This is a genomic window from Plantactinospora sp. WMMB782, assembly GCF_049179135.1.
Classification (GTDB): Bacteria; Actinomycetota; Actinomycetes; order Mycobacteriales; family Micromonosporaceae; genus Plantactinospora.
In genome coordinates, this window is record NZ_JBMHMC010000007.1 from 1,839,778 (window position 1) to 1,866,759 (window position 26,982).

At 74.2% G+C, this 26,982-nt stretch carries 26 protein-coding genes; 13 read left to right on the forward strand and 13 right to left on the reverse strand.

What is annotated here, in order from left to right; translation table 11 throughout:
- Window positions 1–2 precede the first annotated feature (2 nt).
- The 6 genes from ACN28A_RS10455 to ACN28A_RS10480 form a co-directional block, all read right to left on the reverse strand.
- Window positions 3–1,283 carry a sensor histidine kinase gene (locus ACN28A_RS10455; RefSeq protein ID WP_421394526.1) on the reverse strand — a complete coding sequence of 427 codons (1,281 nt, stop codon included), beginning with the start codon at window positions 1,281–1,283 and terminating at the stop codon, window positions 3–5.
- Between the two features lie 6 nt (window positions 1,284–1,289).
- On the reverse strand, window positions 1,290–2,900 hold the full coding sequence (locus ACN28A_RS10460) for a multicopper oxidase family protein (protein WP_421394528.1): 1,611 nt from the start codon (window positions 2,898–2,900) through the stop codon (window positions 1,290–1,292).
- On the reverse strand, window positions 2,897–3,103 hold the full coding sequence (locus tag ACN28A_RS10465; RefSeq protein ID WP_421394529.1) for a hypothetical protein: 207 nt from the start codon (window positions 3,101–3,103) through the stop codon (window positions 2,897–2,899). The genes ACN28A_RS10460 and ACN28A_RS10465 overlap by 4 nt, the downstream gene beginning before the upstream one ends.
- Window positions 3,104–3,251: 148 nt before the next feature.
- Window positions 3,252–4,025: an SRPBCC family protein gene (locus ACN28A_RS10470; RefSeq protein WP_421394532.1), complete on the reverse strand. Its 774-nt coding sequence runs from the start codon at window positions 4,023–4,025 to the stop codon at window positions 3,252–3,254.
- Between the two features lie 43 nt (window positions 4,026–4,068).
- On the reverse strand, window positions 4,069–4,680 hold the full coding sequence (locus ACN28A_RS10475; RefSeq protein WP_421394535.1) for an ArsR/SmtB family transcription factor: 612 nt from the start codon (window positions 4,678–4,680) through the stop codon (window positions 4,069–4,071).
- A 101-nt stretch (window positions 4,681–4,781) separates the two neighbouring features.
- Complete coding sequence (locus tag ACN28A_RS10480) at window positions 4,782–5,612, reverse strand: NAD-dependent epimerase/dehydratase family protein (protein WP_421394536.1); 831 nt, start codon at window positions 5,610–5,612, stop codon at window positions 4,782–4,784.
- Window positions 5,613–5,813: 201 nt separating this feature from the next.
- Here ACN28A_RS10480 and ACN28A_RS10485 point away from each other — a divergent pair, with 201 nt between their 5' ends.
- The 3 genes from ACN28A_RS10485 to ACN28A_RS10495 all read left to right on the forward strand — a co-directional run bounded on the left by ACN28A_RS10485 (window position 5,814) and on the right by ACN28A_RS10495 (window position 9,404).
- The gene (locus ACN28A_RS10485; RefSeq protein WP_421394539.1) at window positions 5,814–6,212 is read left to right on the forward strand and encodes a YciI family protein; all 399 of its coding nucleotides are present in this window, start codon (window positions 5,814–5,816) and stop codon (window positions 6,210–6,212) included.
- Between the two features lie 40 nt (window positions 6,213–6,252).
- Entirely contained in the window at window positions 6,253–7,548 is a 1,296-nt protein-coding gene (locus ACN28A_RS10490; protein ID WP_421394540.1) for an RNA polymerase sigma factor, read from the forward strand.
- Window positions 7,549–7,961: 413 nt separating this feature from the next.
- Complete coding sequence (locus ACN28A_RS10495) at window positions 7,962–9,404, forward strand: endo-1,4-beta-xylanase (RefSeq protein ID WP_421394541.1); 1,443 nt, start codon at window positions 7,962–7,964, stop codon at window positions 9,402–9,404.
- Between the two features lie 134 nt (window positions 9,405–9,538).
- Here ACN28A_RS10495 and ACN28A_RS10500 read toward each other — a convergent pair whose 3' ends face one another.
- Window positions 9,539–10,495, reverse strand: coding sequence for an aminoglycoside phosphotransferase family protein (locus tag ACN28A_RS10500; RefSeq protein ID WP_421394544.1), 957 nt, complete (start codon window positions 10,493–10,495; stop codon window positions 9,539–9,541).
- A gap of 138 nt (window positions 10,496–10,633) precedes the next feature.
- Between ACN28A_RS10500 and ACN28A_RS10505 the strand changes: the two genes are divergently transcribed.
- On the forward strand, window positions 10,634–11,260 hold the full coding sequence (locus tag ACN28A_RS10505) for a LysE family translocator (RefSeq protein WP_278064543.1): 627 nt from the start codon (window positions 10,634–10,636) through the stop codon (window positions 11,258–11,260).
- Between the two features lie 185 nt (window positions 11,261–11,445).
- Window positions 11,446–11,907 carry a hypothetical protein gene (locus tag ACN28A_RS10510; protein ID WP_421394546.1) on the forward strand — a complete coding sequence of 154 codons (462 nt, stop codon included), beginning with the start codon at window positions 11,446–11,448 and terminating at the stop codon, window positions 11,905–11,907.
- Window positions 11,908–12,092: 185 nt separating this feature from the next.
- Here the strand turns inward: ACN28A_RS10510 and ACN28A_RS10515 are convergent, their stop codons facing one another.
- Both ACN28A_RS10515 and ACN28A_RS10520 read right to left on the reverse strand, forming a co-directional pair.
- Complete coding sequence (locus tag ACN28A_RS10515; protein WP_421394548.1) at window positions 12,093–12,716, reverse strand: DedA family protein; 624 nt, start codon at window positions 12,714–12,716, stop codon at window positions 12,093–12,095.
- A 130-nt stretch (window positions 12,717–12,846) separates the two neighbouring features.
- Window positions 12,847–13,089 carry a hypothetical protein gene (locus ACN28A_RS10520; protein ID WP_421394550.1) on the reverse strand — a complete coding sequence of 81 codons (243 nt, stop codon included), beginning with the start codon at window positions 13,087–13,089 and terminating at the stop codon, window positions 12,847–12,849.
- Between the two features lie 72 nt (window positions 13,090–13,161).
- On the opposite strand from ACN28A_RS10520, the gene ACN28A_RS10525 reads away from it, so the two are divergent.
- The 6 genes from ACN28A_RS10525 to ACN28A_RS10550 all read left to right on the forward strand — a co-directional run bounded on the left by ACN28A_RS10525 (window position 13,162) and on the right by ACN28A_RS10550 (window position 19,929).
- Window positions 13,162–14,208: an SMP-30/gluconolactonase/LRE family protein gene (locus ACN28A_RS10525; RefSeq protein ID WP_421394553.1), complete on the forward strand. Its 1,047-nt coding sequence runs from the start codon at window positions 13,162–13,164 to the stop codon at window positions 14,206–14,208.
- Between the two features lie 208 nt (window positions 14,209–14,416).
- A complete protein-coding gene (locus ACN28A_RS10530; RefSeq protein WP_421394555.1) occupies window positions 14,417–15,682 on the forward strand; it encodes a sensor histidine kinase in 1,266 nt (421 codons plus the stop codon).
- Window positions 15,672–16,826, forward strand: coding sequence for a hypothetical protein (locus ACN28A_RS10535; protein ID WP_421394557.1), 1,155 nt, complete (start codon window positions 15,672–15,674; stop codon window positions 16,824–16,826). Before ACN28A_RS10530 ends, ACN28A_RS10535 begins: the two co-directional genes overlap by 11 nt.
- Window positions 16,796–17,479 (forward strand): response regulator, encoded by a 684-nt coding sequence (locus ACN28A_RS10540; RefSeq protein ID WP_421394559.1) that lies wholly within the window; start codon window positions 16,796–16,798, stop codon window positions 17,477–17,479. The genes ACN28A_RS10535 and ACN28A_RS10540 overlap by 31 nt, the downstream gene beginning before the upstream one ends.
- Before the next feature lie 166 nt (window positions 17,480–17,645).
- Window positions 17,646–18,569, forward strand: a complete 924-nt coding sequence (locus ACN28A_RS10545; protein WP_421394560.1) for a hypothetical protein — start codon at window positions 17,646–17,648, stop codon at window positions 18,567–18,569.
- A gap of 151 nt (window positions 18,570–18,720) precedes the next feature.
- Complete coding sequence (locus tag ACN28A_RS10550) at window positions 18,721–19,929, forward strand: AI-2E family transporter (protein ID WP_421394561.1); 1,209 nt, start codon at window positions 18,721–18,723, stop codon at window positions 19,927–19,929.
- 258 nt (window positions 19,930–20,187) lie between these two features.
- Here ACN28A_RS10550 and ACN28A_RS10555 read toward each other — a convergent pair whose 3' ends face one another.
- Window positions 20,188–20,814, reverse strand: coding sequence for an NADPH-dependent F420 reductase (locus ACN28A_RS10555; RefSeq protein ID WP_421394562.1), 627 nt, complete (start codon window positions 20,812–20,814; stop codon window positions 20,188–20,190).
- Between the two features lie 119 nt (window positions 20,815–20,933).
- Here ACN28A_RS10555 and ACN28A_RS10560 point away from each other — a divergent pair, with 119 nt between their 5' ends.
- Together ACN28A_RS10560 and ACN28A_RS10565 are read left to right on the forward strand one after the other, a co-directional pair.
- A complete protein-coding gene (locus tag ACN28A_RS10560) occupies window positions 20,934–21,815 on the forward strand; it encodes a helix-turn-helix domain-containing protein (RefSeq protein WP_421394564.1) in 882 nt (293 codons plus the stop codon).
- Window positions 21,812–22,225: a VOC family protein gene (locus tag ACN28A_RS10565; RefSeq protein ID WP_421394566.1), complete on the forward strand. Its 414-nt coding sequence runs from the start codon at window positions 21,812–21,814 to the stop codon at window positions 22,223–22,225. Before ACN28A_RS10560 ends, ACN28A_RS10565 begins: the two co-directional genes overlap by 4 nt.
- A gap of 32 nt (window positions 22,226–22,257) precedes the next feature.
- Here the strand turns inward: ACN28A_RS10565 and ACN28A_RS10570 are convergent, their stop codons facing one another.
- The 3 genes from ACN28A_RS10570 to ACN28A_RS10580 form a co-directional block, all read right to left on the reverse strand.
- Window positions 22,258–22,713 (reverse strand): nuclear transport factor 2 family protein, encoded by a 456-nt coding sequence (locus tag ACN28A_RS10570; RefSeq protein ID WP_421394567.1) that lies wholly within the window; start codon window positions 22,711–22,713, stop codon window positions 22,258–22,260.
- A 93-nt stretch (window positions 22,714–22,806) separates the two neighbouring features.
- Window positions 22,807–23,565, reverse strand: coding sequence for a helix-turn-helix transcriptional regulator (locus tag ACN28A_RS10575; RefSeq protein ID WP_421394569.1), 759 nt, complete (start codon window positions 23,563–23,565; stop codon window positions 22,807–22,809).
- 95 nt (window positions 23,566–23,660) lie between these two features.
- A complete protein-coding gene (locus tag ACN28A_RS10580; protein ID WP_421394572.1) occupies window positions 23,661–26,852 on the reverse strand; it encodes a BTAD domain-containing putative transcriptional regulator in 3,192 nt (1,063 codons plus the stop codon).
- Window positions 26,853–26,982: the final 130 nt, after the last annotated feature.

The window sequence follows — 26,982 nt, forward strand, 5'->3', positions numbered from 1 at the left end:
GCTCACCACCCCGGTTCGGCGCGAGCCGGCACGGCACCGGCGCGAGCCGGCACGGCACCGGCGACGTCGGGGGCAGCGGCGACGTCGGGGGCAGCGGCATCCGCGGGGGCGGGGGCATCCGCGGGGGTGTCGACCGTGCGGGGCAGCCATGCGCGGACGGCGTACCCGCCGTCGGGCAGCGGGCCGGCGTGCAGCCTCCCGCCCAGCCCGGTCGCCCGTTCCCGCATCCCGGTCAGGCCGTGTCCGGCCGCTGTCACCCCGGCGTCGGCGCCCCTGCCGTCGTCGCGGACGTCGAGGCCGACGCCGTCCGGGGCGTACCGGAGGGTGAGGGTGACCGACCGGGCGTGCGCGTGCCGCAACACGTTGGTGATGGACTCCTGGGCGATCCGGTACACGGTCAGGCCGACGGTGGGCGGCAGCGGCCGGGCTTCGCCCTCGCGGTGGAGCGTCGTCGTCAGGCCGGCCTCGGCCGCCCGGCCCAGCAACGTCCCGAGCTGTGTCTCGTCCGGTGACGGCCGCAGCTCCGGCGAAGACGTCGGCTCGGGTGCGCTGGCGGCGGGACTGGGCTCGCGGAGCAGGTGCACCGCCCGGCGCAGCTCGTCGATCGCGTCCACGTTGATCCCTCGGGCGCTGTCCAACAGGTCCCGGGCGGCGTCCGGGTCACGCCGGACGAGTTCCCGGGCCAGGTTGAGCTGGATGCCGACCACCGCGACGGTGTGCGCGGTGACGTCGTGCAGTTCGCGGGCGATCCGGATCCGTTCGGCGAGGACCGACCGGGCGGACTCCCGGGCCCGTTCCGCCTGCTCGGCGGCGAGCCGGGCCTCGGCCTCCCGACGGTAGAGTTCGGCGGTGCGGAGCGCACTGCCGGCCACCAGGGCCAGGGCCAGCATCGCGGCCTCGCGGAGCACGCCGTCGAGCATCCGGAGCGGTTCGACTCCGGCGTTCAGCACCCAGCCGGTGGAGACCAGCAGGGCTGCCGCGCCGACCGCCGTACCGATCAGGATCTGGCCGGCCCGGGTGACCGTGTAGAGCGGGACCAGCAGCGGCCAGATCGGCGAGATGCTGGGAAAGTCGGTCAGGTTGTAGCCCAGCACGGCGACCAGCGAGAAAACCAGTACCAGCACCGGGTGCCGGCGGCGGAACAGCAGCAGGCCGCCCAGCACCGCTGCGAGGGCGTACGCGGCGGCGGTCGAGTCCCGGCTCGCCGGCTCGGCGGCCACCTCGGTCGCCACCGCGATGGCTGCGGCGCTGACCAGCGCGAGCAGCACGTCGATCCGGCGCATCGAACCTCACTTTCCGTGCCCCGGATGTGCACCCGAAAGCTCGGCCGGCACCTGTGACTCGTCCCGGGCGGAGACGGTGATGAATTGTCCCATCATCCCGGCGTCCTCGTGGGCGAGCAGATGGCAGTGGAACATGTACGGCGTCCGCGGGTCCGAGTGTGCCAGGAAACGTACGGCGAGCCGGAGGCGGCCGCCCGGCGGCACGTACACGGTGTCCTTCTCGCCGGTCAGCTGGGAGGCAGGCGGCCGGCCGTCCACGTCGAGCAGGTGGAACGACGCGCCGTGCACGTGGAAGTTGTGCGGGATGCCGCCGGTGTTGGCGATCTCCCAGGTCTCCACCGAACCGGCCCGGACCACCCGGTCGATCCGGGTCAGGTCCATCACCCGCTCGTCGAACCGGAAGTCTCCCATCGTCATCCGGTACGGCTCGCCCCTGCTCGGCACGGGCAGCGACGGGGGCGCCGTCGGCGATGCGGACAACGTCGGGGCCGGCAGCGACGGGGGCGGCGTCGGCGATGCGGACGGCGGTGCGGCGGCGGCCAGTCGGGACGGCAGGGCGGGCGACGGCCGCAGCGCCGGCGCGGCGACGATCCGCACCAGGTCGAAGGTGTCGGCGCCGCCGGCCAGCCGCCGGATCAGCGCGTTGCCGCCCATCGGGGCCGGGAAGCCGCGCAGCAGCACCGCCTCGCCGGGCCGGAACCGCACGACGATCTCGGCGCGTTCGCCGGGCGAGAGCATCAGCCGGCGCAGCGGCAGCGGCGCGTCCCGGATTCCGGCGTCGGTGGCGACCAGCGAGAACTCCCGGTCGTCGGCGAAGCCGACCGAGAAGACCCGGGCGTTCGCGCCGTTGAGCAGGCGGAACCGGACCAGTTCGTCGCCGACCTCCAGGTACGGGTCGTAGCCGCCGTTGACCAGGATCCGGTCGCCGAGCAGTCCGGTGACGGAGAACCCGCCGAAGGCCAGGCCGGACTCGTCGAGCGTGCCGTCGTCGTGCAGTTTGCGGTCCTGGAGGATCAGCGGGATGTCGTCGACGCCGTACCGGCGGGGCAGCGGCAGCGCGTCGGACTCGTCGTCGTCGACCAGGAACAGGCCGGCGACCCCTCGATAGACGTGCGCGGCGGTGTGCCGGTGCAGGTGCGGGTGGTACCAGAGGGTCGCCGCCCGCTGCTCGACCGTCCAGTACGGCTGCCAGGTCCGGCCCGGCGCGACCGGCTGGTGCGGCCCGCCGTCCATCGCCGCCGGCAGGTGCATCCCGTGCCAGTGCATCGAGGTGGTCTCGGGCAACCTGTTGGTCACGTCGACCGCCACCCGCTCGCCGCGCCGGACCCGCAGCGTCGGCCCGAGGATCGGCCCGTTGGCGCCCCAGGTGATGGTGCTGGTGCCGGGGAGCAGTTCGGTGCGCCCCGGTGCCAGGGTGAGCCGGAACCGCCGGCGCCCGTCCGCGTCGACGGCGGGCGGCAGCAGCGGCGGGATCGGCAGCCGGTTGCGGAACCCCAGGGTGCCGACGTTGCTGCGCCCGGAGTCCGCCCAGAGATAGCCGGCGAATCCGGCGGCCGGTGCGACGACCAGGCCGGTGGCCGCGCCGAGCCAGCCGAGCAGCCTGCGCCGGGTTGTCACGGCCGCCTCCGGGGCCGCAGGCTCCACAGCACGAGTACCACCCCGATGGCGATCACCCACCAGCCGAGCAGCGCCTCGGGCATCGGCACCAGGCCGGGGTCGTCGAACCAGACGTGCGGCGGGACGAAGAACCAGCCGAGATTGAAGACGAGGCCGACCAGCGCCACGACCAGTCCGACCCAGAGCAGACGTCGTTCAGCCATGCCCCGACGCTAGGCAGTCCGGGTGTCGCCGGACGTCCGCCGAGCGGAGTCGGAATCCGTACTCCACCTGGTGTACGACCCCGACCTGTCTCCGGGCCGAGGGGTTCCGGGCGGGGCCCGGCGCACGCTGCGAGCCCCTCCCGGTGCCTCAGGCGACGGGCAGTCGGGTCAGCCAGTCCTGCCACGCGCGTTCGACACCGGCCTGGTCGACGTCGGCGCCGAAGAGGTGGTGGCCGAGGACCAGCACGCTGCCCCGGTCCATCCCGGAGTGCAGGAACCGGTAGAGCGCGTCGTCGGTGCGCACCCCGAAGTAGGTCGGCAGGCCGGCGATGTCGACGACTCCGTCGACCGGCGGCAGGCCGTCGACGGCGAGCCGGGCCGGTGCGCCCTCGGTGATCCCGCCGGTGATGCCGAACGCGCCGGCCACGGCTGCCCAGACCTGTTCCGGCTCGCCGGCACCTGGTCGGAAGGCGGCGGCCGGGACGCCGTGCCGGCCCGGGAAGTGGCGCAGGTACGAGGCGAGGCTGGCCAGGTACATGTCCCAGCCGATCCCCATCGCCTCGTACTCGGTTTCCCAGTTGTCGCCGAGCACTCCGCTCTGCACCAGGTGCAGTACGGTGCTGCCCTGGTCGCGTCCCTCGATCAGGTATTCGATCGCCATGAAGGTGCCGTCCGGGCCGGGGTCGGTGCGGTGCCGGAACCGCTTTCCGGGCTCCCAGGCCGTGACCGTCGACTCTTCGGTGTGACCGGCCATGGTGAAGGTGTTCCGCCCGCCCTCGCCCGGCTGCACCTCGCTGTGTCCCATGAACCAGGAGTCGATGCCGGGGCCGGTGGCGATCGCCGCCCAGACCTGCTCCGGCGTCCCGGCCAGTTCGATCTCCTTGCGCAGTTCGAACTCGTGTCCCACGGTGGCGGTCTCCAATTCGCTGGCGTACTGCGGAAACGGGGCGGGGTAGGGCGGGCGGTCATCCGGCCCGCTGGCCGGTGCCTTCCCGCTCGGTCGGGACGTGCGGGTGCAGCGCGACCACCACCCGGTGCTCCCGCCCGCCGGGCGCGGACTCGTCGTGGTACCTGCCGACCAGTCTGGTGACCGTCGCCGCCAGTTCCTCGGCGAACGCGGCCCGGTCGGCCGCCGAGGCGAACCGCAACTGGGCGTCGATCGCGAACGTCGCCACCCGCTTGTCGGCCCGGTCGGCACCGGTGATCAGCGCGCCCACGTCCTGGACGAGTCGGGCCGCGACCGCCAGCAGCCACCGGGCCGACAGCCGGTCGGGTGACCGGCCCGGATTCGGCCGCACGGCGGAGAGCGCGGCCGGGGAGATCACGTACGAGGCCGCGGTGGCCCGCATCACCCGCTCGGTGACGTTGCCCTTGCGGCGTTCCTCCTGGAGCTCGATCAGTCCGTGCTGTTCGAGTGCCCGGAGGTGGTAGTTGACCTTCTGCCGGGCCAGGCCGACCTTGGCGGCGAGCATGGTGGCCGACGCCGGCTCGGCCAGCTCGGCCAGCAGCCGCGCCCGGATCGGGTCGAGCGACGCCTCGGCCGCCGCCGGATCCTCGATCACCGTGATGTCGAACATGGGGCAAGCGTCCCACCGACAACTCTTCTCGTCAAGGAAAGTGAGCCTGTCGGAGAGTTTCGCGGTGGCTCGGGGCGGCCCGTGGCTCGGGCGGCAACCCGTTACCCGTCGTGCCGCCAGCCGAGCAGCCGCTCCGCCTTCGTGCAGTCGAAGAGGCCCTGGTTGCCGCCGAGCTCGCCGCGCACCGGCACCTCCGGATAGTACTTCCGGCACAGCTCCTCGGTCGGGGTGCTGGTGACGGTCCGTGGCGCCACCACGTAGCAGACCTGGTGACCGGAGAAATCGGCGGTGAGGGCCAGCAGGCAGGCCCGGGCGGCCGCCGCGGCCAGCGTGTACCCCCACAGCTCGCGGGCGGCCTGGCCGGGCAACTCCGGGTCGGGCCGGCGAACCGGAGGGGACGGACGCACGCCGTGCAGCCGCAGGCTGGCGATGCGCAACTCGGCGTACCGGCGGGCGAAGCTGTCCGCCTGGGCCTCGCCGAGCCACTTCGACAGGCTGTACGGGTCCTCGTTGTAGCTGGGATGCCGCTCGTCCAGCGGGAAGTAGTCGTAGCGCGGCGTGCGGCTGTACGCCCCGCCGACGGCGTTCACGCTGGAGGCGAGACAGACCCGGGTGATGCCGAGTTCGGCGGCGGCCCGCAGCGCGTGGTAGCTGGCGGTCACGTTCACGCCGTGCACCACGTGGTCCGGCTCGTCCCACGGTTTCGGGTATGCCGCCAGGTGCACCAGCGCCTCGCACCCGTCCAGCGCCCGCAGCAGCGCCGGATAGTCGGTCACGTCGGCGGGGCGGCGTACCAGCCCGGCCGGCGTCCCCGGATCGGCGCCCCGGGCCGACGGCCGGTCGATCTCCACCACGGTGTGCCCCTCGGCCAGCGCGTACGCGACCACCGACCGCCCGACCGTCCCCGCCCCGCCGGTCACCGCCATCCGCATCGCACCATTCTCCGCCGGACCCGCGCCGCAGCGCACTTCCGGGCAAGCCCACCACAGGCACGGAGAGGGGCAGGCACGGCGAGCGGCAGGCACGGCGGACGTCGGGTACGAGGAGCGGCGGCAGCCACCGGTGCCGATCGCCTGACCGACGAAATTCCGCCCGGGTTGTCGTTCCCGGCCCGGCCCGTTCGTCGTCATGCTGTGCAGCAGCCCGCTGTGCGCGACGACCCGGAGGAGACCGGCGTGAAGTACCTGTTCCTGCTCTACGGCGACCCGACGAACGACCCGACCGACCCGGAGACGATCCAGGCGGAGATCGACACGTACTGGGCCTACGACAAGCTGCTGGAGGACGCGGGCGTGTTCCTCGACAGCCAGGCGTTGCAGGGCACCGAGACCGCCACCACGGTGCGGGTCGGCGGAAACGGCGACCACACCGTCACCGACGGCCCGTTCGCGGAGACCCGGGAGATCCTCGGCGGCTACTACCTGGTCGACCTGCCGGACCTGGACACCGCGATCGGCTGGGCCGCCCGCTGCCCGGCCGCGCTGCGCGGCACCGTCGAGATCCGCCCCATCCTGGAGTTCGAGCGGCCGTGACCGGCCGGGATCGCGACTGCCCGAACGGGGGTGTGCAGCCGTGACCAGCGGTGAGCAGCCGATCGCCGACACCCTGGAGCGGGTGTTCCGGGAGGAGCGCGGCCGGCTGCTCGCCAGCCTGGTCCGGCACTTCGGCGACCTCGACCTGGCCGAGGAGGTCGCCTCGGACGCGATCGAGGCGGCCCTGCGGCACTGGCCAGAGCGGGGCGTGCCGACCCGCCCGGCCGGCTGGCTGCTCACCACCGCCCGGCGCCGGGCCGTCGACCGGCTCCGCCGGGACCGCGCCTACGCGGCCCGGCTGGCCGTACTCCAGGCCGAGGCCGTCCGGGACGAGCCGGCCGGGCCCGCCACGGACGACGGCGACGACCTGCCGGACGAGCGGCTGCGGCTCTTCTTCACCTGCTGCCATCCGGCGCTGCCCGGCCCGGCGCAGACCGCGCTGACCCTGCGCTGCCTGGCCGGGTTCGACACCGCCGAGGTGGCCCGGGCGTTCCTGGTGCCGGTGCCGACGATGGCCCGGCGGATCGTGCGGGCGAAGGAGAAGATCCGGGCCGCCCGGATCCCGTTCCGGGTGCCGGACGTCGCCGAACTGCCGGCCCGGCTCCCCGGCGTACTCCGGGTGATCTACCTGATCTTCACCGAGGGGTACGCGGCCAGCGGCGGCCCGCAGCTCGTCCGGGCCGACCTGTCCGACGAGGCGATCCGGCTGGCCCGACTGCTGCACCGGCTGCTGCCCCGGGAACCGGAGGTCACCGGACTGCTCGCCCTGCTGCTGCTCGTCGACGCGCGCCGGGCCGCCCGGTGCACCGCCGACGGCGACCTGGTGCTCCTCGACGAGCAGGACCGGACCCGTTGGGACCGCGACCGGATCGAGGAGGGCCGTCGACTCGTACCGGCCGCGCTGACCGGCCGCCCCGGACCGTACGCCGTGCAGGCCGCGATCGCCGCCCTGCACAGCGAGGCCCCGGACGTAGCCGGCACGGACTGGCCGCAGGTGGTCGCGCTCTACGACGTACTGGCCCGGGTGGCGCCGTCGCCGACGGTGGAACTCAACCGGGCGGTGGCGGTCGCACTGCGGGACGGTCCGGGCGCCGGGCTGCGCCTGCTGGACGCGCTCGACCGGGGCGGTCGGCTGGCCGGCTACCACCTGCTGCCGGCCGCCCGGGCGGACCTGCTGCGTCGGCTGGGTCGCGCCGGGGAGGCCGCCGAGGCGTACCGTCGGGCTCTCGACCTGGTCGGCAACGAGCCGGAGCGGGCGTTCCTGCGGCGGCGGCTCGCGGAGGTCGCCGGCCCCGACCGGGGGGTTGAGAACCAGGAGCCCCCGGGCGGCCCGTGAGATCATCTCGATCCGCCACCATCCATAGGCGATCGGCGAATACCGCTCAGTACGGACGATGCCGGCAATGCACTGCGGTGCTGAAAGTTTTCGGTCATCCTCAGCTTCGCCCCGCCCCGTTCGGCGCCATTCCAGCCGGCACCCCTGACCAGGTATCGAGCAGGGCCGCAGCGTCCTGACCAGGTCCAAACCGGGCTATCCGCATCGGAGCGGTCGCCGATCGGGGCCGGATTGGCATCGATTGAAGTTTCGGAATCTTTCCGTTAGCCTCCTGAAATCGAGTTCTGTCGATTCCGCGATGGTTGAGCCTCCCGCTCATCCCGCAGCCACACCGTCCATCGAGCCGGCAGCCACAGCGGACGGGAACGTCGACAACACACCCACCCCTTCCCGGACCCGAGAGGCAACAGGAAATGAGCGACAAGACCGTCCCTGACCCCAGACGCCTGATGGCCAGGCCCGGCCCGCGCGCCGCGCTGGTCTCCCTCGCCGTCGGCGTCCTCGCCGCCGGTGCGGCCCTCACCTTCGCCGGCTCCGCCAACGCCGCGACGACGCTCGGCGCGTCGGCGGCGGAGCGGGGCCGCTACTTCGGCGCGGCCGTGGCGGCGAACAAGCTCAACGACAGCACCTACACCACGATCCTGAACCGCGAGTTCAACAGCGTCACCGCCGAGAACGAAATGAAGATCAACGCGACCGAGCCGCAACAGAACCAGTTCACGTTCGCCAACGGGGACCGGATCGTCAACCACGCCCTCAGCCGGGGTTGGAAGGTGCGCGGCCACACGCTCGCCTGGCACTCGCAACAGCCCGCCTGGATGGAGAGCATGTCCGGCAGCGCGCTGCGCCAGGCCATGCTCAACCACGTCACCCGGGTGGCCAGCTACTACGCCGGCAAGATCGACTCCTGGGACGTGGTGAACGAGGCGTTCGACGACGGCAACAACGGCGCCCGCCGCGACTCCAACCTGCAACGCACCGGCAACGACTGGATCGAGGCCGCCTTCCGGGCCGCCGACGCCGCCGACCCCAACGCCAAGCTCTGCTACAACGACTACAACACCGACAACTGGACCTGGGCCAAGACCCAAGCCGTCTACCGCATGGTCCAGGACTTCAAACAGCGCGGCGTGCCGATCGACTGCGTCGGCTTCCAATCCCACTTCAACAGCGGATCCCCGTACAACAGCAACTACCGCACCACCCTGTCCAGCTTCGCCGCCCTCGGCGTCGACGTGCAGATCACCGAACTCGACATCGAAGGCTCCGGCACCACCCAGGCCAACACCTACCGCAACGTCGTCAACGACTGCCTCGCCGTCGCCCGCTGCAACGGCATCACCGTCTGGGGCGTACGAGACTGCGACTCCTGGCGCAGCGGCGGCACCCCTCTGCTCTTCGAATGCAACGGCAACAAGAAGCAGGCGTACGACGCGACGCTCAGCGCGCTGAACAACGGCGTGACCCCGACCAACCCGCCGACCAACCCCCCGACGAACCCGCCCACCAACCCGCCGACGAACCCGCCCACGAACCCGCCGACGAACCCACCGACGCAGGGACCGGGCGGCTGCTCCGCGACGGTGTCGCTGAACTCCTGGAACGGCGGGTTCGTGGCCACGGTACGGGTGACCGCCGGCTCGTCCGGCACCAACGGCTGGTCGGTGGGCATGACACTGCCCTCCGGTGCCACCGTCACGAATGCCTGGAACGCCAACCGCAGCGGCAGCAGCGGAGCGGTGACGTTCACGAACGTCAGCTACAACGGCCGGATAGCCGCCGGACAGTCGACGGAGTTCGGCTTCCAGGGCACCGGCAGCGGCACCGGGATGTCACCCACCTGTAGCGCCAGCTGACCTGACCCAGCACAGCCCGACCGGTGCGGAGGACTCTGGTCCTCCGCACCGTCGCGTCTTGCCCGTACCCCGCGCGGACCGCTCGACCGGATCGAGCCGTCGTGCCGCGTTCGAGGCCGCCACCATCCATCCGGTCAGTGCCGGTGCCGCGGCACCGCCGGGCCCCGTCGGTGGTCGGCGACGAACTCGGCCACGATCCGCCTGGCGTAGGCCGCCCGGTCCGGGTCGACGGCCGAGAAGTCCTCCGGCGCCGGTATCCGCAGGGCCATTCCCCAGCCCCGGCCGCGCGCCCAGGTGGCGTCGTCCACCGACAGGGCGTCCCGGAACACGGCGCGGCTGCCCGCCGGCAACAGTGTCCAGGCCGCCATCAGGTCACAGGCCGGATCACCCACCGCCAGGCAGCCGAAGTCGATGACGGCCCGGAGCCGGCCGCCGACGGTGAGCAGGTTTCCGGCCGCGAGGTCGCCGTGGATCCAGACGCCGCGACCGTCCCAGGCCGGAACCGCCGCCAGGGCCGCCTCCCAGACCGCCGTCAGCGCGTCGGTGTCGACCAGGCCGGCCAGGGCGGCGATCCGGCGCCGGATCGGGTCGTCCGCCGCGAGCGACGGCCGGCTGTCCCCGACGGGTACGCCCCGATAGGCATTGCTGGCCTGCGGCTCCGGGCCGCCGGTGGGGTCGATCCGGCGCAGCGCGCGGATGAACTCCGCCACCTCCCGGGCCAACCGGTCCGGATCGGCACCGCCACCGCGCGCCGGGTTCTCGCCGTCGAGCCACGGGTAGACCGACCACCGGAACGGATAACCCTCGGCCGGCTGCCCCAGCCCGAGCGGGACGGGGATGGTCGACGGCAGTTGCGGGGCCAGCCAGGGCAGCCACCGCTGCTCCCGGTCGACCTGCGGTGCCCATCTGGCGAAGCGCGGCAGCCGTACCACCCTGTCCGGGCCGAGCCGGAACATCGCGTTGTCGGTCCCCCAGGTTCGGGTCCGTTCGATCGGCAGTTCCGCCCACCGTGGGAACTGGGCCGCCAGTAGGCGCCGGACGAGCGGCTCGTCGACGGGGACCTGGTTCGCCGGTGGATCCGACACGGACACGATGCTCTCCCTCGATGCCGGCGCCGGCCGACGCCGCCCTGGTGGGATGCGCGACGGTCGCCGGCAAGGGTAGGCGCCGCCGGTCGACCGGCCCAAGCCGTTTCGGCGCGGGCGCGGCGTGCGTGCGACGATCATCGAATGCCCGTCGACCAACACCTGCTGCTGGCGTTCACCCTGACCACTATCGTCGCCATGGTCACGCCCGGACCCGACATGCTCTTCGTGCTCGGCTGTGGGATGCGTGGCGGCTCCCGTGCCGGGCTGCTCGCCACCGCGGGAGTGGCGACCAGCGAGGCGGTGCACGTGGCCGTGGCGGCGGCCGGGCTGGCCGCGCTCTTCGCGGCGGCACCGACCGCGTTCGCGGTGGTCCGGATCGTCGGCGCCGCCTATTTGATCTATCTCGGCGTGCAGTTGATCCGGCACCGCCGGGACACCCCGGCCGAGCTGCCGACCGGCGGGCTGTCGGGTCGGAAGGCATACCTGAGCGGCCTGCTGACGAACCTGCTCAACCCCAAGATGGTCACCTTCACGATCGCGTTCCTGCCACAGTTCGTCAGTCCGGAACTGGGGCGGGTCTGGCTACAGTTCGTCATCCTCGGCGCCATCCTGATCGGGCTGGAGTTCCTGGTGGACGGTGCCGTCGGCGTGTTCGCCGGGCGGATCGGCGGCTGGCTGCGCCGCCGGGCGGCCGCGCGCCGCCGCATCGACACCGCGACCGGCGGCATCTTCATCGGCCTCGGGGTGCGGCTCGCCGTCGAGCGCTGAGCCGGACCGACCCGGGGCGGGCGTGCCCGGGGGCGGCGGATCCGGGGCGGCGACTTCGCGAGGTACGACAACCGGCGCTCGCGGGTTTCCCGCCGCTTCGTCCGGGTAGCACCGGTACCGGTCGCGGTGCGCGTCGTACCGGCCACCGGCGTGCGCCCGGCCCGGCGACCCGGAGGGGAGTCCAGGTGAGGGATAGACACCCGTGGCGCGCCGTCTCGGCTGCGGCGGTGCGCGGCGCCGCCCGGGGGATGGTCGCCGCGATGGCGATGTCCGGCTTCCGGCAGGTGACCACCGGCCTGGGGTTGGTCCGGCGTACGCCGCCCGAGCACGTACTCCGGCAGACCGCACCCAGCCTGTTCCGCCGGATCCCGGTGGACCGCCGGCAGGCGCTCGTCGAGCTGCTGCACTGGGGGTACGGCGCCGGTGGCGGGGCGGTCTTCGGACTGCTTCCCCGAGGGGTACGGCGGCTGGCCTGGACCGGCCCGGCGTACGGCTTCGTCTTCTGGGCCATGTTCGAGGGGGCTCTCGCGCCCCTGCTCGGCATCGACGAGCGCCGGCACGGCGCCCTGGAGTCGTCGGCGCTGCTCGCCGACCACCTGCTCTACGGCATCGTGGTCGCCGCCTCTCCCTGGCCGCTCGGCGACTGATCCGGCTCCGGCCGCAGGGCGGCTGATCAGGCTCCGGCCGGTCCAGCGCCGATCCGACTCCGGCCGGTTCAGCGGCGATCCGACTCCGGCCGGTTCAGCGCCGGGGTGGACCACTCCGCCCGGTGCCGGCTGGCTGCGCCGGCTGGGCCGGGCTGGCTGGGCCGGGCCGGCCAGGACCCGCCCGGTCAGGGCCGCGCCGCACGCCGTGCCTGGCGACGTCGGCGGATCAGCCACCACGCCGCCAGGCAGAGCACCACCAGCGCGGCGAGGCCCGCGCCGGCCTCCCCGAGGTGGTCCTCGATCCGTCGCCAGGAGGCGCCGGCCAGATAGCCGACCAGCACCACCGTGCCCGCCCAGGCGGCGCCGCCGAGCGCGTTGAAGAGCAGGAACCGGCGGTACGGCATCCGGTTCATCCCGGCCAGTGCCGGCACCAGGGTCCGGAGTACTCCGACCCACCGTCCCAGCAGCACCGCCAGTGGCCCGTGCCGGGCGACGAACCGCTCGGCCCGGCACCAGCGCTGCTCACCGATCCAGCGACCGACGCGGCTGCGCCGCAGCGGCGGGCCGCTCCAGCGGCCGATCTCGTAACCGACGCTGTCCCCGGCGATGGCGCCGACGGTGGAGACCACGATCATCGCCACCAGGCTCACCCGGCCGGTCGCGGCGAGCGCTCCGCCGAGCAGCAGCGCGGTCTCGCCGGGCAGTACCAGGCCGACGAACGCGGCGGACTCGCCGAAGGCGAGCCCGCCGACCACCAGCAGTGCCGCCCAGCCGGAGAGCGCGGCGAGGGTGTCGATGACGCCGTCCACGCCGGCCGCCGGTCAGTCGCCGGCAGCCGGCCGACGGCGGGCGGGCGGGTCGGCCGGGGCGGTCTCCACCCGGCCATCGTGCCCGACGGGATGCCGCGAAACGGCGCGATTGCCGCGACTGGTACCACCGTCATCCGGCCGTCCCGTCGAGGTGACCGGTGGCCCGGAGCACCGCACGGGCAAACCGGCTGATCGGCAGCGTGGCGATTTCCGTCCGGTCGAACCACCCGGCCGCGCCGATCTCGTCCCCGTCCGGCAGCGGTGTACCGGCGACGATCTCGACCTGGTAGACCGCCGTGACGTACGCGGCCCGGTCGCCGTGCGGATAGACCACCTCGAAGTCGGGCCCACCGAGTACGTCGAGCAGCCGCACCACCCGATCGCGGCGGCAGCCCTCGGACTGAAACGGACTTTCCGGGGCTTGTCGGGCGATAGGCTCGGCAGCGTGCGCCCGACCATCCCGTCCGATCCCCGGCTGCGGCCGGTCACCGCCGGCGACCGGGTCTGGACCGGGGTGACCACCACCGGTGACGGCCGGGTCTTCGTGAGCTTCCCGTCCGCCGACGGCCCCGGCATCCAGGTCGGCGAGGTGGTCTCGGACGGCCGGGTCGTCCCCTATCCGGACGCGGGCTGGAACGAGGTACGCGACCGGCCCGATCCCGAGGGCGCCTTCGTGCACGTGAACGGGTTGCGGATCGGGCCGGACGGCAACCTGTGGATCGTGGACGCGGGCAGTCCGGGAATCGGGCTGCCGGTCGTACCCGGAGGTCCCCGGCTGATCGTCGTCGACCCGCACTCGGCGACGGTGGTCCGCCGCTACGACCTCGGCCCGGCGCTGCGGCCGAACAGCTACGTCGACGACGTGCGGTTCAACGGCCGGACGGGCTACCTGACCGACGCGGGGGCGCCCGGACTGATCGTGCTGGACCTGGCGACCGGGGCGTGCCGGCGGGTACTCGACGGACATGCCAGCACCGTCGCCCGGCGCCCGCTGCGGGCCGACGGCGAGTTGCTGCGCGACGCGCACGGCCGGGAACTGCGGATCCACGCCGACCAGTTGGAGGTCTCGCCGGACGGCCGGTACCTGTACTACCAGCCGGCGTCCGGGCCGCTGCACCGGATCGAGACCCGCTGCCTGGACGACCCGGGGATGCCGCCCGAGGTCGTGGCCCGGCAGGTCGAGCCGTGGGTGGACACCCCGACCACCGGCGGGACGGCGATCGACGCGGCCGGGGTGATCTACCTGAGCGACGTGGACCGACGGCGGATCCTGGCGATCGGCCCGGACCGCCGGATCGAGGTGCTGCTCGCCGACCCCCGGCTGGTCTGGGGCGACGCGCTCTGGCTCGACGGCACCGGCCAGCTCTGGATCCCGGCCGCCCAGCTGAACCGCACTCCGGGGCTGGCCGGCGGATCGTCCAGCGTCGACTACCCGGTGTGGATCTACCGGATGCCGGTGGGTGCCGTGCCACCCGCCAACGACCACGCCTGAGCCCGGCGGACCGCGCCGACCTCCGTACGGGTGGCGCCGACCGCCGACACGGGTCACGCCGACCGCCGACACGGGTCACGCCGACCCCCGACACGGGTCGCGCTGACCCCCGTACGGCTGTCACACTGACCCCCGTCCGACCGTCACCGTGACCCCTGTTCGGTGGTCGGTCGAGCGGCGGCGGAACGACGGGAGGGTCGGGGCACACATGTCTGCCTTTCCCGCCACCGCCACCGCCGACGGCACCCCCGCTGGACCGGTCGACCCCGCAGCGGATACCGCCGAGATGCCGGCGGCCAGCGCGCTGGGCTGGGTCTACACCGTCTTCCCGGCCCTACTCCGGCTCACCTGCGGGCTGGCCTGCGCGGTGCCGGCGCTGGCGGTGCGCACCCCGCCGGTACGGACCCCGCTGCTGGTCGCCGTGGTGTGCCTGCTGACCGTCTGGTCGGTGCTCTTCGCCGTCCTGGTGGTCCGGTGGCGCCGGCCGGCCCCGGCGATCGCCGTCGACCTCCTGCTCACCGTCGGCACCTGCCTGCTGATCCGGGATCTCGTCGCCACCGAGGTCCTGCCCGGCGAGGTGAGCTGGGTCGCGATCCAGTCCAGCACCTCGGTGATCGTCGCCCAGTTCGTACTGCCGGCCACCCGCTCGGTCCCGGCCGGGCTGCTGGTCGCCGCCGCGTACGGGATCGGCGCCCACCTGGCCGGCGACGACGTCGAGGCGGTCGGGCACGCGATCACCCTCGCCGTGCAGACCGGCTCCGCGGCCGCCCTGGCCGGGGTGGCCCGGCGCAGCAGCCGGCTCGCCGACGCCGCCTTCGCCGCCTACCAGGAGACCGCGCGGGCCGCGCTCACCGCCCGGGCCGCCCGGGCCGCGGAGCGGCAACAGAACCGCGACCTGCACGACACCGTCCTCTCCACGCTCACAGTGGTCGGTCTCGGCGCGGTCGCCGGACGGTCACCGCTGCTGCGTGAGCGGGCCGCCGCCGACCTGCGCACCCTGGCCGCCCTGGCCGGCAGCCGCTCGACGGCCGACACCGATCCGGCGGACGGGGCCGGGCCGGCGGACGGGGCAGGGCCGACGGACGAGGTCCGGCTCGTCGCCCTCGACGAACGGCTACGCGCCCTGCTCGGCCGGCTGCCCGAGCTGCGGGTCGGCGCGGAACTGGAGCCGTGCGCCGTGCCGGCCCCGGTCGCCGAGGCGGTCACGCACAGCACCGGCGAGGCACTGTCCAATGTGCTCCGACACGCGCCCGGGGCGACCGCGTCGGTGCGGCTGCGCCGCGACGGCGACACCGTCGCGGTCGAGGTCGTCGACGACGGGCCCGGCTTCGACCCGGCCACGGTCCCCCGGCACCGGTACGGGCTGCGCGAGTCCGTGCACGGCCGGATGGCGACGGTCAGCGGCCTGGCCGAGGTCGACTCCGCTCCCGGCCGGGGCACCCGGATCCGGCTGGAGTGGTCCGATGTCCACTGACCTCTACGGCGGTGCCGCGGGCACGGTCACCGCCACCGTCGAACGCGGGCCCCGGATCGCCGCCGTGCTGATCGCCTTCGGCTGGCATCTCGCCATCAACCTGCCGGCGGTGCTCGGCGCCTGGTCGCAGTACCGGCTGCCCTGGCTCGTCGGTGCCGGCTGGCTGGTCTTCGGCGCGGTCGGGGTGGTCGCCTCGGTAAACCTGCTGCGCGGCCGGCCCTCGCCGGCCTGGCCGCTGGTCGGCGTACTGCTCGCGGTCGACGTGCTGGTCTTCGCCTGCGTACCGGGTCCGCTGGTCTTCGGCTCCGCCAACTTCGGCTGGGCGACGCTGGGCTGGTTCGTCCTGCTCCTGCTCTGGGGCCGGCGGATACCGGCCCTGGTCGCGACACTCGCGGTCGGCGCGGCGATCGCCCTGGTCGGGGTACTCACGCTGCGCGGCACCGGTGCCGCCGACCTGAGCCGGTACGCGATGGCCGTCTACGGCAACGCGACGCTGCCGATCGCGATGATGGTCGCGGTCAACCTGCTCGGCACCCTCGCCGGCAGCACCGCGCGGGCGGCGGCGGCCCGGACGGCGATCGAGACCGAGCGGGCCGCCGCCGGCCGGATGCACCAGAGCCGGCGGGACCGGCTCGCCGCGCTGGACCGGACCGCCGGGGCGATCCTGACCGACCTCGCACAGGGCCGGGCCGACCCGGCGGATCCGGGCGTGCAGCGCCGGTGCGCCCTGGAGGCGTCCCGGTTGCGCCGGCTGATCGCCGAGTCCGACGACGTGCCGGACCCGCTGCTGCACGAACTGCGTGCCTGTGTCGACGTGGTGGAGCGCAACGGGCTGCCGGTCGACTTCGTGGCGGTCGGCACGCTGCCGCCGCTGCCGGTGGAGATCCGCCGGCAACTCGCCGAGCCGCTGACCAGCACCCTGGCCGCCGCGACCCGGTGGGCCCGGCTGACCGTCGTCGGCCAGCCCGACGAGGTGGTGGTGAGCCTGACCACCCCTGGCACGTCGACCATCACCACCGACCCGGCCGGCCCGGCCGAGCCGGCCGCCGGTGCCGCCGACGCGGTCACCGGCACCGAGGTCGAGTACGTCTACGAGGAGAACGAGGAACTGGTATGGGTGCAGACCCGGTGGCGGGCGGCATGACCCCGGAACGGTCGCGGATCACGGTGGCGATCGTCGACGACCACCCGGTGGTCATCGAGGGGATCCGCTCGTGGCTGGCCACCGAGCCCCGGCTGGCGGTGGTGGCGACCGGCGAGGACCCGGACACGGTACTCGCCGCCAGCCAGCCGGCCGACGTGATCCTGCTCGACCTGCGGCTGCGCGGCCGGATGGCGATCGACAAGGTGACCGAGCTGAGCGGTGCCGGCCGGCGGGTGGTGGTCTACTCCGAACACAGCGACCCGGATACCATCCTCGCCGTACTCGACGCCGGTGCGGTCGCCTTCCTGGCCAAGCAGGAGGGGCGGGAGCACTGCGTGGACACCGTGCTGGCGGCGGCGAGCGACCGCCCGTACGTGCCACCGGCGCTGGCCGGGGCGATCGTCGGCGACCGCCGCACCGACCGGCCGGTGCTGTCCGAAAAGGAACGCGAGGCGCTGTTGCTCTGGTTCCAGTCGATGTCGAAGGCGTCGGTCGCCCGCCGGATGAACATCAGCGAGCACACCGTCAAGCAGTACGTCGACCGGGCCCGGATCAAGTACGCCAGGGCCGGCCGGCCGGCACCGACGAAGGCGGCGCTGCTGGCCCGGGCGATCGAGGACGGGCTCGTCCGGGCCGACGAGATCGGCAACTAGTTCGGTCCCCGGGTTGCCGGTGCGGGGCCGTAGATCCAACGGTTACCGCCCAACCGTTGTCCGTGGCTCAGCCGAGCGTCCGACCCCCCAACAACCGTCGTGACAGCGGATCGGAAGTCCGCCAGCCTAGAAGGTACGACGTCCCGTACCCGGGAGGCCCTCCCCCATGACCGAGAACGCGTCCCCGTTCTTCATCCGGCCGCACCGTTTCGACGACCCGGACCAGGACGACACCTACTTCCCCCGGCTCGACTGGCACCGCCGGCTGGTGCTGGACACCGACGAGCGGGTGCTGTGGCGTGACCGGGTCGAGGTCGCCGGCTACCTGCTCGCCCCCGACGCCGGCCCGGACGAGTTGGCCTGGTCGCTGCCCCGACCGGCCGAGGTGACCGTCACCGACCGGCGGCTGACGTACGTCTGCGGCGACTGCCACATCGGACCGGCGCCCGCGCCGCGGCTCGCCGCACGGCACCGGCGCCCGGTCGGCCCGGTCGGCACCGGGGTGGTGACCGGGCAGATCCGCTGGCAGTGGCCGGCCGGACTGCGCATCCTCGCCGCCGGCAACGACCCCCGGACCGCGCCGGGCGGCACCGACGAGCGCCTGCTCGTGGTCTGCGACGCGGTACGCGCCGTCGGCCGGCCCGCGCTCGCCCTCTCCGGCGGCCCGCTCGACTCGCCGCAGAGCGTACGGCGGCTGGCCACCGTGATCCGGCGGGCGGTGGCCGGGTTCCGGCTCGCCAACCCGGCGATGGTGGAGCTGGCCCCGCCGGAGTGGGACGCGCTGCTGACCCGGGCCGGGCTGGCGCTGCACGCCGACGCCCTGGCCGATCCCCGGCGCGGCGTCGACCTGCCCGGATCGCTGCCGGTCGAGTTCGCGCACCGCGACGACTACTACCGGCGCGCCCTGCGGCACCGCAACCTGCCGGCACCTAGCCGCAGTGCCGCTTCGCCGACCGGCAACTCGGCGGCACCGGGTGCGGGTTCGCCGACACCCGGCCGGAACGCCTCGCCGTCGGGGCGGAACTCGCCGGGCCGGATGCCGGGCGGCTCGCCGAGCCGTTGGCCGGAACGGCAGCCCGGCCCGGCCTGACCCCGACCGTCCGCCCTCGCCACGTCCTACCGGCCTGCCGAACCGACCGCGCGCCCCTTCTCCGTCGTAACCGAACAGGTCGACCCACAGCGGCAGGTGTCGCCCGGGTGTCGGGCGGGTATCCGTGCGCCGGGGTCGACAGGAGGCGGATATGGGCAACGCGGCCGACCGGCCGGACGGGTACGGCGGGCGCCCCGGCCAGCTACTCGACCGTCTTCCCTGGTTGCTGCGCTGGGCGGTGCTGGCCAGCCTGTGCCTGCTCGTGCTCAGCGCCGGGGCGTACGTGCTGGCGCAGATCGCCACCCGGCTCGCCCCGCTGAGCATCGCGCTCGCGGCCACCCTGTTCCTGACCGCGCTGCTCGACCCGGTGGCCAGCCGACTGCGCCGGTACCGCTTCCCGCCCGCACTCGCCGCGCTGGCCACCGTACTGCTGCTGCTGGGGTTGCTCGGCGGTGCCGTACTGCTGATCTGGCGGCTGACCGCCGACCAGTTCTCCGACCTGTCGGAACAGCTCGACCAGGGACTGGAACGGACCCGGGATTTCGTCACCGACGCGCTGCCGATCAGCCAGCAGCAGCTCGACAGGCTGATCCAACAGGCGGTTGGCGGAGTGCAGAAGGCCGCGCCCGACCCGGTGAGCGGCGCCGCGACCGTCGCGGAGGCGGTCGGTGGCCTGCTGCTGGTCCTGGTGCTGCTGTTCTTCCTGTTGAAGGACGGCCGCCCGATGTGGCGGTGGGTGCTGGCCCGGGTCTCCGAGCGGAACCGGACCCGGGTGACGGTGGCCGGCCGGGCCGGCTGGCGGACGCTGGGCGCGTACACCCGGGGCACCATGATGATCGCCGCGATCGACGCGATCGGCATCGGGATCGCCCTGGTGGTGCTCCGGGTGCCGCTGGCACTGCCGCTTGCGGTGATCACGTTCCTCGGCGGTTTCGTACCGATCATCGGCGCCACCGTCGCGGGCGGGGTGGCGGTGCTCGTCGCGCTGGCCGCGAAGGGCCCCACCACCGCGCTGCTGGTGCTGGCCGCGGTGATCGCCGTGCAGCAGACCGAGGGGAACCTGCTCGAACCGCTGATCATGAAGCGACAGGTCCGGCTGCACCCGGTGGTGGTGCTGCTGGCGGTCACCGCCGGCACCCTGCTCGGCGGCATCGTCGGCGCCTTCGTCGCGGTACCGATCACCGCCGTGCTGTACCGGACGATCGACACCGTCGCCGCGGACCGGGCCGCGACGAGCAAGGGTGCCGCGGCGGACCGCGACCCGACGAGAGGCGGGGATCGGGCGGACCCGGCGGCAGGTGGAGATCGGGCGGGCTCGGCGGCGGCTGGCGGGGAGGGCCGGGACGGCTCCGGTGACTGACTGCCGTCGGCGAGGGGGCACGTCGGGTGCGTGAGCGGCGATCCCCCGGAACATGACCAGCCGGAGGACAACCACCTCGCAGGGAGACTGTCGAGCTGGGTGCACAGACGGGGCACCACGGACCGACCGACCGGTACCTTGTCGTCACTCCCGGTTGGACGCACGGACGGGGCAGCTCGACAGTCTGCGCCCGGAGTTGTCCCGCCCGCCGAAGTCCGACAAGGCTGGCCAGGCAGCGGACCGGATGCCGGGGCGGGCCTACGGGGTGCCGAGCTTCCGGTGCAGTTCCGCACCGTCCAGATCGGCCAGGTAGACCGGGGTACCGGGCTGGTGCCGGCGTCCCTCGGCCAACCGGCCGGCGTCCACCGGCTCGTACCCGACCTGCTCGATCAGGTCGGCCACCCGCCGCTTGGCGTCCGGGTCGTCGCCGGAGACCGGGATGCCGTAGCGGCGCTGTGCCGAGGACTGCCGGCCGTACTCGCGCAGGTGCTCCCAGCGCATCGTGTTGAACGCCTTGACCACGTGCGCCTCCGGCAGGTGTCGCTGGAGCAACTCGCTGGAGGTGGTCCGGTCCTGGTCGAGCGCGGGATCCCGGCCGTCCCGCTCCGGATAGTAGTTCCCGGTGTCGATGACCGTCTTGCCGGCCATCGGCTCGACGGGCAGTTCGGGGTACCGGCCGACGGGGACCGAGACCACCACCACCTCGCCGAACCGGGCCGCCTCCGGCGCGGTCACCGGACGCACCCGCTCACCCAACTCGTCGGCGAGCCCCCGGAGGGTGTCCGGTCCCCGCGAGTTCGCCACCGCCACCTCGTGTCCCGCCCTGCTGAACAACCGGGCCAGCGTGCCACCGACGTTCCCGGTGCCGACGATGCCGATCCGCACGTTCCTCCCCCTTCTCCACCGCCTGTGCGCCGGGTTCCCGGCCGACCACGGGACAAACGCCCGGCCGGGTCCGGACGACGGGCATAGGCTGGTCGGACCTGTCGGGAGGAGGTGGCAGGATGTCGACCGGACCGAGGTCGGAGTTCCTCGGGCGGCGCCCGGCGCCCGCGCTGCGGCCGTACCTCGCCGGGTACGTCGGCTACCGGGATAGCGGCGTTCCGCCGGGGCGGCACCGGGGCCTGCCGTCGCCGTACCTGACGCTCATCGTCACCCTCGACGATCCGCTGGTGGTGGCCGCCCATCCGGACCCGACCACCCCGCCGGGCGTGTACGCCACCCTGCTCGGCGGCCTGCACACCGCCCCCGCCCTGATCACGCACCCCGGGCGGCAGTCCGGGATCCAACTGGCGCTGCACCCGCTCGGTGCCCGGGCGCTGCTCGGCCTACCGGCCGGGGAACTCGCGCACAGCGATGTCGACGCCGGCAGCGTACTCGGCTGCTTCGCCGGCGACCTGCGGGACCGGTTGCGGGACACCGACGGCTGGGCCAAGCGGTTCGGGCTGCTCGACCGGCTGCTCACCGCACGGCTCGCCCCGGACACCCGGCTCCCGGCCGAACTCGTGCACGCCTGGCGGCGCCTACGGGCCACCGACGGCCGGGTACCTGTCACCGAGCTGGCCCGGGAGACCGGCTGGAGTTCCCGCTACCTGAGCCGCCGCTTCGACACCGAGATCGGGCTGAGTCCCAAGCGGGCCGCCCGGGTGGTGCGGTTCGACCGGGCCCGGCGGCTGCTCCAACGCGGGTCCGCGACCGGCCGGCCCGGCGCACTGGCCGAGGTTGCCGTCGCGGCGGGCTACTACGACCAGGCGCACCTCGACCGGGACTTCCGAGCCTTCGCCAGCTGCCCGCCGAGCCGCTGGCTGGCCGAGGAGGCCGCCGGTGGCGAGTTCCGAAACGTCCAAGCCGGGGCGGCCGGCGGGGCGGCAGACTCGGCGGCATGACAGTCAACTCGACGCCTCCGCCGCAGGTCTGGCCCACGCTGAGGGCCCGCGACGCCCGGAGGCTGATCCGGTTCCTGGTCGACACGTTCGGTTTCGAGGAGGTAATGGTCATCGCCGACGGCGACTCGGTGCACTATGCCCAGCTCCGCTGGCCGCCCGGCGGCGGCATCATGCTCGGCTCGGTACGGGACGACCAGGATGACCCGTGGCCGGTGCAGCCGGGCGGCTTCGGGGGGTATGCGGTCACCGACGAACTCGACGAACTCTATGCCCGGGTGGTCGCCGCCGGTGCCGAGGTGGTGCAGGAGCTCCGGAAGACCGACTTCGGCTCGCAGGAGTTCCACGTCCGTGACCCGGAGGGCAACCGCTGGTCGTTCGGCACCTACCGGGGCGAGCCGGTCCCCTCCTGAGGCGACCCGCCCGCCCCGCCCCCCGTTTCCGGTCACGCCGCGCTGTAGGTGAGGCAGTGGTCCAGTCGGACGCTGTCGTCGTGGCTCCAGTACTCGACGATCCGGTCGCCGTCCACCCGCAGGATGTCGACCCCGGAGCAGGCCACGATGATCCGGTGTGGACAGAGCGTCTCCGGGTCGTCGCCGGCCCGGACGAGCTGCCACCGGCCGGCGATCAGGTCGGGCCCGATGATCGGGCCGACCTCGACGGCGAGCCGCGCGTCCGGGCAGCCGGCGTGCCGGCCGGAGACCCAGGCGACAAGCGCCTGGCGGCCCCGGACCCGCTCCGGCGAACCGCCCGGCACCGGCAGGTGGGCCAGCACCGTGGGGGCGAGGATCTCCTCGACGAGCGACCGGTCGCCGTTGCGCAGCGCCATCCAGTTCTGCCAGAGCATCGGCCGGGAGTCGACCGGGACCACGACCGAGCTGTGGTTGGTGTTGATGGTCATCGCGAGAGTCCTCCCGTGGGCGGTGATCCGGCCCGCTCCGCCGTCCGGTCGGCGGAGCGGGCCGGCCTCGTCACCCACAATTCTCGACGCCGGTCAGGACAGCATCCTGTCCGCTTTTCTCGGCGGATCCGCTCGTCCGGGCAGCCGGAGCCGGGTCGCCGGCAGGTCCACCCCGGCCCGCCAGGCCGGCTCGACCGGCCTGGCCGGCGCGGTCTCGTTCGTCGGCGCCGCCCGGCGCATCCGGTCCAGCCGGAAGCCGCGCACCTCCTGCCGGAGCCGGCACCAGCCGACCAGATACCAGAGCCGGCCGGCGCCGAGCAGCTCCACCGGCTCGATCAGCCGGTGCGAGGTGGCGCCGTTGCGGTCGACGTACTCGATCGCCAGCACGGTGCGGCTGAGCAGTGCCTCACCGGCGGTCCGGAGCACCTGCCGGGCCGGCGGTGCCGCCGCCGGCTCCGGCTCCAGCGCCGCCAGCCGGATCCGGCCGGCCAGCTCGGCCACCGCCTCCACCCCGGACGCCGGCATCACCGCGAGGATCTTGTGCAGCACCGAGCGTGCCGCGTCGAGGAACGGGGTGTCGGCCATCGTCTCCAGCGCCACGGCGGCGGCGACCGCCTCGCGCGGGGTGATGTTCACCGGCGGCAGCGTGTAGGCCCGGTCCAGCACGTAGCCGCCGCCCCGGCCCAGCTCGGGATAGATGGGCACGCCGGACTCCTGTAGGGCGCCGATGTCCCGCCTGATCGTGCGCGCGTCGACCTCGAATCGGTCGGCGAGCCACCGTGCGCTGCGCGGTCGGGGTGCGACCGCACGCAACTCCTCCACCAGGGCATAAAGCCGATCGGTACGGTTCACCTGCCAAAACTACCGGCCCAGTACGACGTTTCCAGGTGTAGGGAAGGGCCCCCGCTTATCGTTCTCGGTTGTAGCGGGGGCCCTTCCGTACACCTTCAGGAGCCGCTGTTCACCAGGGGCGTGTCGGCCAGCCGCAGCACGATCCCGGCCAGTGCGGGGGTACGGGTGTCCCGGGGGTCGCTGAGGACGCCGGCCCAGGACCGGGCGTCCCGGGCGGCGTCCCCGGCACCGGTCTCGTCGTACGCCCGGGCCAGCATCTGCAACGTGGCCGCCTGGGCGGACGGCATGCTCATCTCCTCGAACGTCCGCACGCACCGGCGCAGTACGCCGACCGCCGCCTCGGCCCGGCCCTCGCCGATCCAGCTCACCGCCAGGTCCCGGGCCAGTCCGGTGGCCCAGGGGCGGTCACCCAACTGCACCGCCAGGTCGTGACTCTGCTGGAGCCGGTGCACCGCCTCGGCCCGCCGGCCCAGGCAGACCGCCGCCGAGGCGAGGTGCCGCAACGCGGCCAGCAGCACGTACCGGTCGTTGACGGTACGCAGCAGCGCGACGGCCCGCTCCGCGGCGGCGTACGCCAGCGCCGGCTCGTCGCGGAGCAGCCGGGTCACCGCGAGCGCGTTCAGGCAGCGGGCGGTGACGATCTCGGCCGCGCCCAGCCCGTCGGCCTCGGCGACCGCCGCCTCGTCCACCGCCAGCGCCTCGTCCAGCCGCCCCAGCCCCCGGTACGCCGCCGAGAGCACCGGCGCGGCCAGCAGGGCGCCCAGCGGGTCCCCCTCGGCCCGGAACAGCGCCACCGCCCGCTCGGCCGTCGAGGCGGCATCCTCGGCGCGGTTCTGGTAGTCGTAGAGCACCGCCTCGTCGCTGAGTACGCAGGCCAGCCCGTGCCGGTCGGCGAGCTGTTCGTAGCGGTCCCGGCCCTCGCGCAGCCGCTCGGCGGCGCCGGTCAGGTCGCCCCGGGCCAGTCGCAGCAGCCCGAGCACGAAGTCGGCGCGGGCGACCGTCCGGTCGTCGCCGATCCGCTCGGCGGCCTGCCGGGCCAGCCGCTGCACCGCCTGGAGTTCCGTCCAGTGCCCGTGCACCCAGCAGAACGGGGCGAGCCGCTCGGCGAGGTCGATGGCGGCCCGCTCGGCACCGCACTCCGGGGCGAGCCCGAGCAGGCCGGTGAGGAAGTCGAGTTCGGCGGCGAACCAGCCCAGCGGGTCGGCGGCGACCCGGTCGGCGGCCCGCGGCGGGCGTACCCGTTCGGCCGGCTCCGTCAGGCGGGCCCAGGTCAGGGTCCGGGGCAGCCGACGGGCGGCGTTGCCGGCGAGCGCCGCTGCCGCCGCCACCAGCCGGCGCCGCGCCGCGGCCCGCCGCCCAGTCTGCCCGGCCGGAGAACCGACCGGCCCGGCGGGAGAACCGGCCGGCCCGGCGGGAGAACCGACCGGCCCGGCGAGGGAACCGGTCGGCCCGGCGAGGGAACCGGTCGGGGCCGGCGTCCCGCCGGGGCCGGCCGTCGTCCGAAGTGGTCGGTCGGTGGCGGCGGCGAGTTCCTCGGCGTAGACCCGGAGCAGGTCGTGCAGCCGGTAGCGGGGCTCGCCCCCGTCGGTCGGCCGGGCCACCTCCAACAGGCTCGCCTCGACCAGCTCGTCGAGCACCCGGTCGGCGTCGGCGCTGTCCAGCAGTTCGGCGACCGCCCAGGCCGCGAAGGAGACCGGCCCGAGCGAGCCGAGCAGACCGAACGCCTCCCGGGTCGGTGCGGAGAGCGCCTGCACGCTCAGCGCCAGGCTGGCCCGGACCTGGAGGTCTCCGGCGGCCAGTTCGTCGAGGCGCTGCCGCTCGTCGTCGAGGCGGTCGGCGAGGATGGCCAGCGGCCACGACCGGGTGGCGAGCCTGGTGCCGGCGATCCGGACCGCCAGCGGCAGGTTGCCGCAGGCGGCGGCGATCCGGGCCGCCTGGCCCGGTTCCCCGGCCACCCGGTCCGGGCCGACGACGTCGGCCAGCAGGGCCCGCGCCTCGTCGTCGGTGAGCGGGCCGACCGGCAGGTGCCGGGCGTCGATCAGGCCGCTGAGCCGGCGCCGGCTGGTGGCCAGCACGGCGCTGCCGGGAGTACCCGGGATCAGTGGCCGGACCTGCGCGGCGGTGGCGGCGTCGTCGAGGACGACGAGCACCCGCCGGTCGGCGAGCCGGGCCCGGTAGGCGGCGGCCAGCGCGGAGAGGTTCTGCGGCAGCGCCGAACCGGGTACGCCGAGCACCCGCAGCAGGTCGGCCAGGAGCGCGGCCGGATCGCGGGGCGCGGCCGAGGCACCCGCCAGGTGTACGAAGAGCTGCCCGTCCGGGAACCGGTCGCGGATGCGGTGTGCCACCGTCACCGCCAGGGCACTCTTGCCCACGCCCGGCTGGCCGGAGACGGCCACCACCGGCACGCCGCCGGCGGTCGGGTCCAGCATCCGCTCGATCCGCTCGATGCCGGCGGCCCGGCCGACGAAGCCCGGCAGGGCCGGCGGCAACTGGCAGACCGGGAACGGGGACCGCGCGACGGGCTCGGCCCGGCTGCCGGCCGGGTCGATCGCCGGCTCCTCGCCACGCAGGATCGCCTGGTGCAGCCGGCGCAGCTCGGGTCCCGGCTCGACGCCGAGTTCGGTGACCAGGCCCTCCCGGGCGCGCTGGTACGCGGCCAGCGCGTCGGCCCGGCGCCCGGCCCGGTTCAGCGCCACCATCAGCTGCCCGTACGGCCGTTCCCGCAGCGGGTGCCCGGTCACCAGCTCGTGCAGTTCGGCCAGTACGGTGGCGAGGTCGCCGCCGGAGCGCAGGTCGGCGTCGACACAGTCCTCCTGGGCGTCGACCCGTTCGAGTTCCCAGCGGGCGAGTTCGGGTTCCAGTGTCGGCACCGTCAGGTCGGCAAGTGGCCGTCCCCGCCACTGCCGCAGCCCGAGCCGGAACCGTCGCGCCGCCAGCGCCGGGTCGCCGGCGGCCAGTGCCGCCCGCCCGGTGGCCACCTCGCGGCGGAACACCAGCACGTCGACGTCGTCGGTCGCCACCCGGAGCAGGTAGCCGTCGCCGCGGTGCTCGATGGCGACGTCGGGCAGTCGCTCCCGCAGCCGGGACACATAGGTCTGCAGGTTGGAGGCGTACGAGGCCGGTGGGCGGTCGCCCCAGAGCGTCTCCACCAGCCGGTCGACGGGAACGAGCCGGCCGGCTCCGACCAGCAGGGTGCCCAGCACGGTGCGCTGGTGCCGGCTGCGCAGCACCAGTTCGGCGCCGGAGTCCGCGCAGACCCGCAGCGGGCCGAGCACCCCGAACCTCACTCGCCGTCTCCTGATGGCCGCAGGCGAATCACGGAGATGAAACCGTACTACGGTGTCTGGCCAGCATGCGGTGGTGGATCGGCCCGGTCCCGGCGTGGCGTGCGGCAATCGTGTGGCAGTTGTGTGGCGG

Coding starts and splice junctions, on each gene's coding strand:
- ACN28A_RS10565 (WP_421394566.1), top strand. CDS start 21,812: ATGACAGTCAACTCGACGCCTCCGCCGCAGGTCTGGCCCACGCTGAGG.
- ACN28A_RS10480 (WP_421394536.1), bottom strand. CDS start 5,612: ATGCGGATGGCGGTGACCGGCGGGGCGGGGACGGTCGGGCGGTCGGTG.
- ACN28A_RS10550 (WP_421394561.1), top strand. CDS start 18,721: ATGGGCAACGCGGCCGACCGGCCGGACGGGTACGGCGGGCGCCCCGGC.
- ACN28A_RS10495 (WP_421394541.1), top strand. CDS start 7,962: ATGAGCGACAAGACCGTCCCTGACCCCAGACGCCTGATGGCCAGGCCC.
- ACN28A_RS10465 (WP_421394529.1), bottom strand. CDS start 3,103: ATGGCTGAACGACGTCTGCTCTGGGTCGGACTGGTCGTGGCGCTGGTC.
- ACN28A_RS10560 (WP_421394564.1), top strand. CDS start 20,934: ATGTCGACCGGACCGAGGTCGGAGTTCCTCGGGCGGCGCCCGGCGCCC.
- ACN28A_RS10455 (WP_421394526.1), bottom strand. CDS start 1,283: ATGCGCCGGATCGACGTGCTGCTCGCGCTGGTCAGCGCCGCAGCCATC.
- ACN28A_RS10475 (WP_421394535.1), bottom strand. CDS start 4,680: ATGTTCGACATCACGGTGATCGAGGATCCGGCGGCGGCCGAGGCGTCG.
- ACN28A_RS10570 (WP_421394567.1), bottom strand. CDS start 22,713: ATGACCATCAACACCAACCACAGCTCGGTCGTGGTCCCGGTCGACTCC.
- ACN28A_RS10530 (WP_421394555.1), top strand. CDS start 14,417: ATGTCTGCCTTTCCCGCCACCGCCACCGCCGACGGCACCCCCGCTGGA.
- ACN28A_RS10505 (WP_278064543.1), top strand. CDS start 10,634: ATGCCCGTCGACCAACACCTGCTGCTGGCGTTCACCCTGACCACTATC.
- ACN28A_RS10545 (WP_421394560.1), top strand. CDS start 17,646: ATGACCGAGAACGCGTCCCCGTTCTTCATCCGGCCGCACCGTTTCGAC.
- ACN28A_RS10540 (WP_421394559.1), top strand. CDS start 16,796: ATGGGTGCAGACCCGGTGGCGGGCGGCATGACCCCGGAACGGTCGCGG.
- ACN28A_RS10535 (WP_421394557.1), top strand. CDS start 15,672: ATGTCCACTGACCTCTACGGCGGTGCCGCGGGCACGGTCACCGCCACC.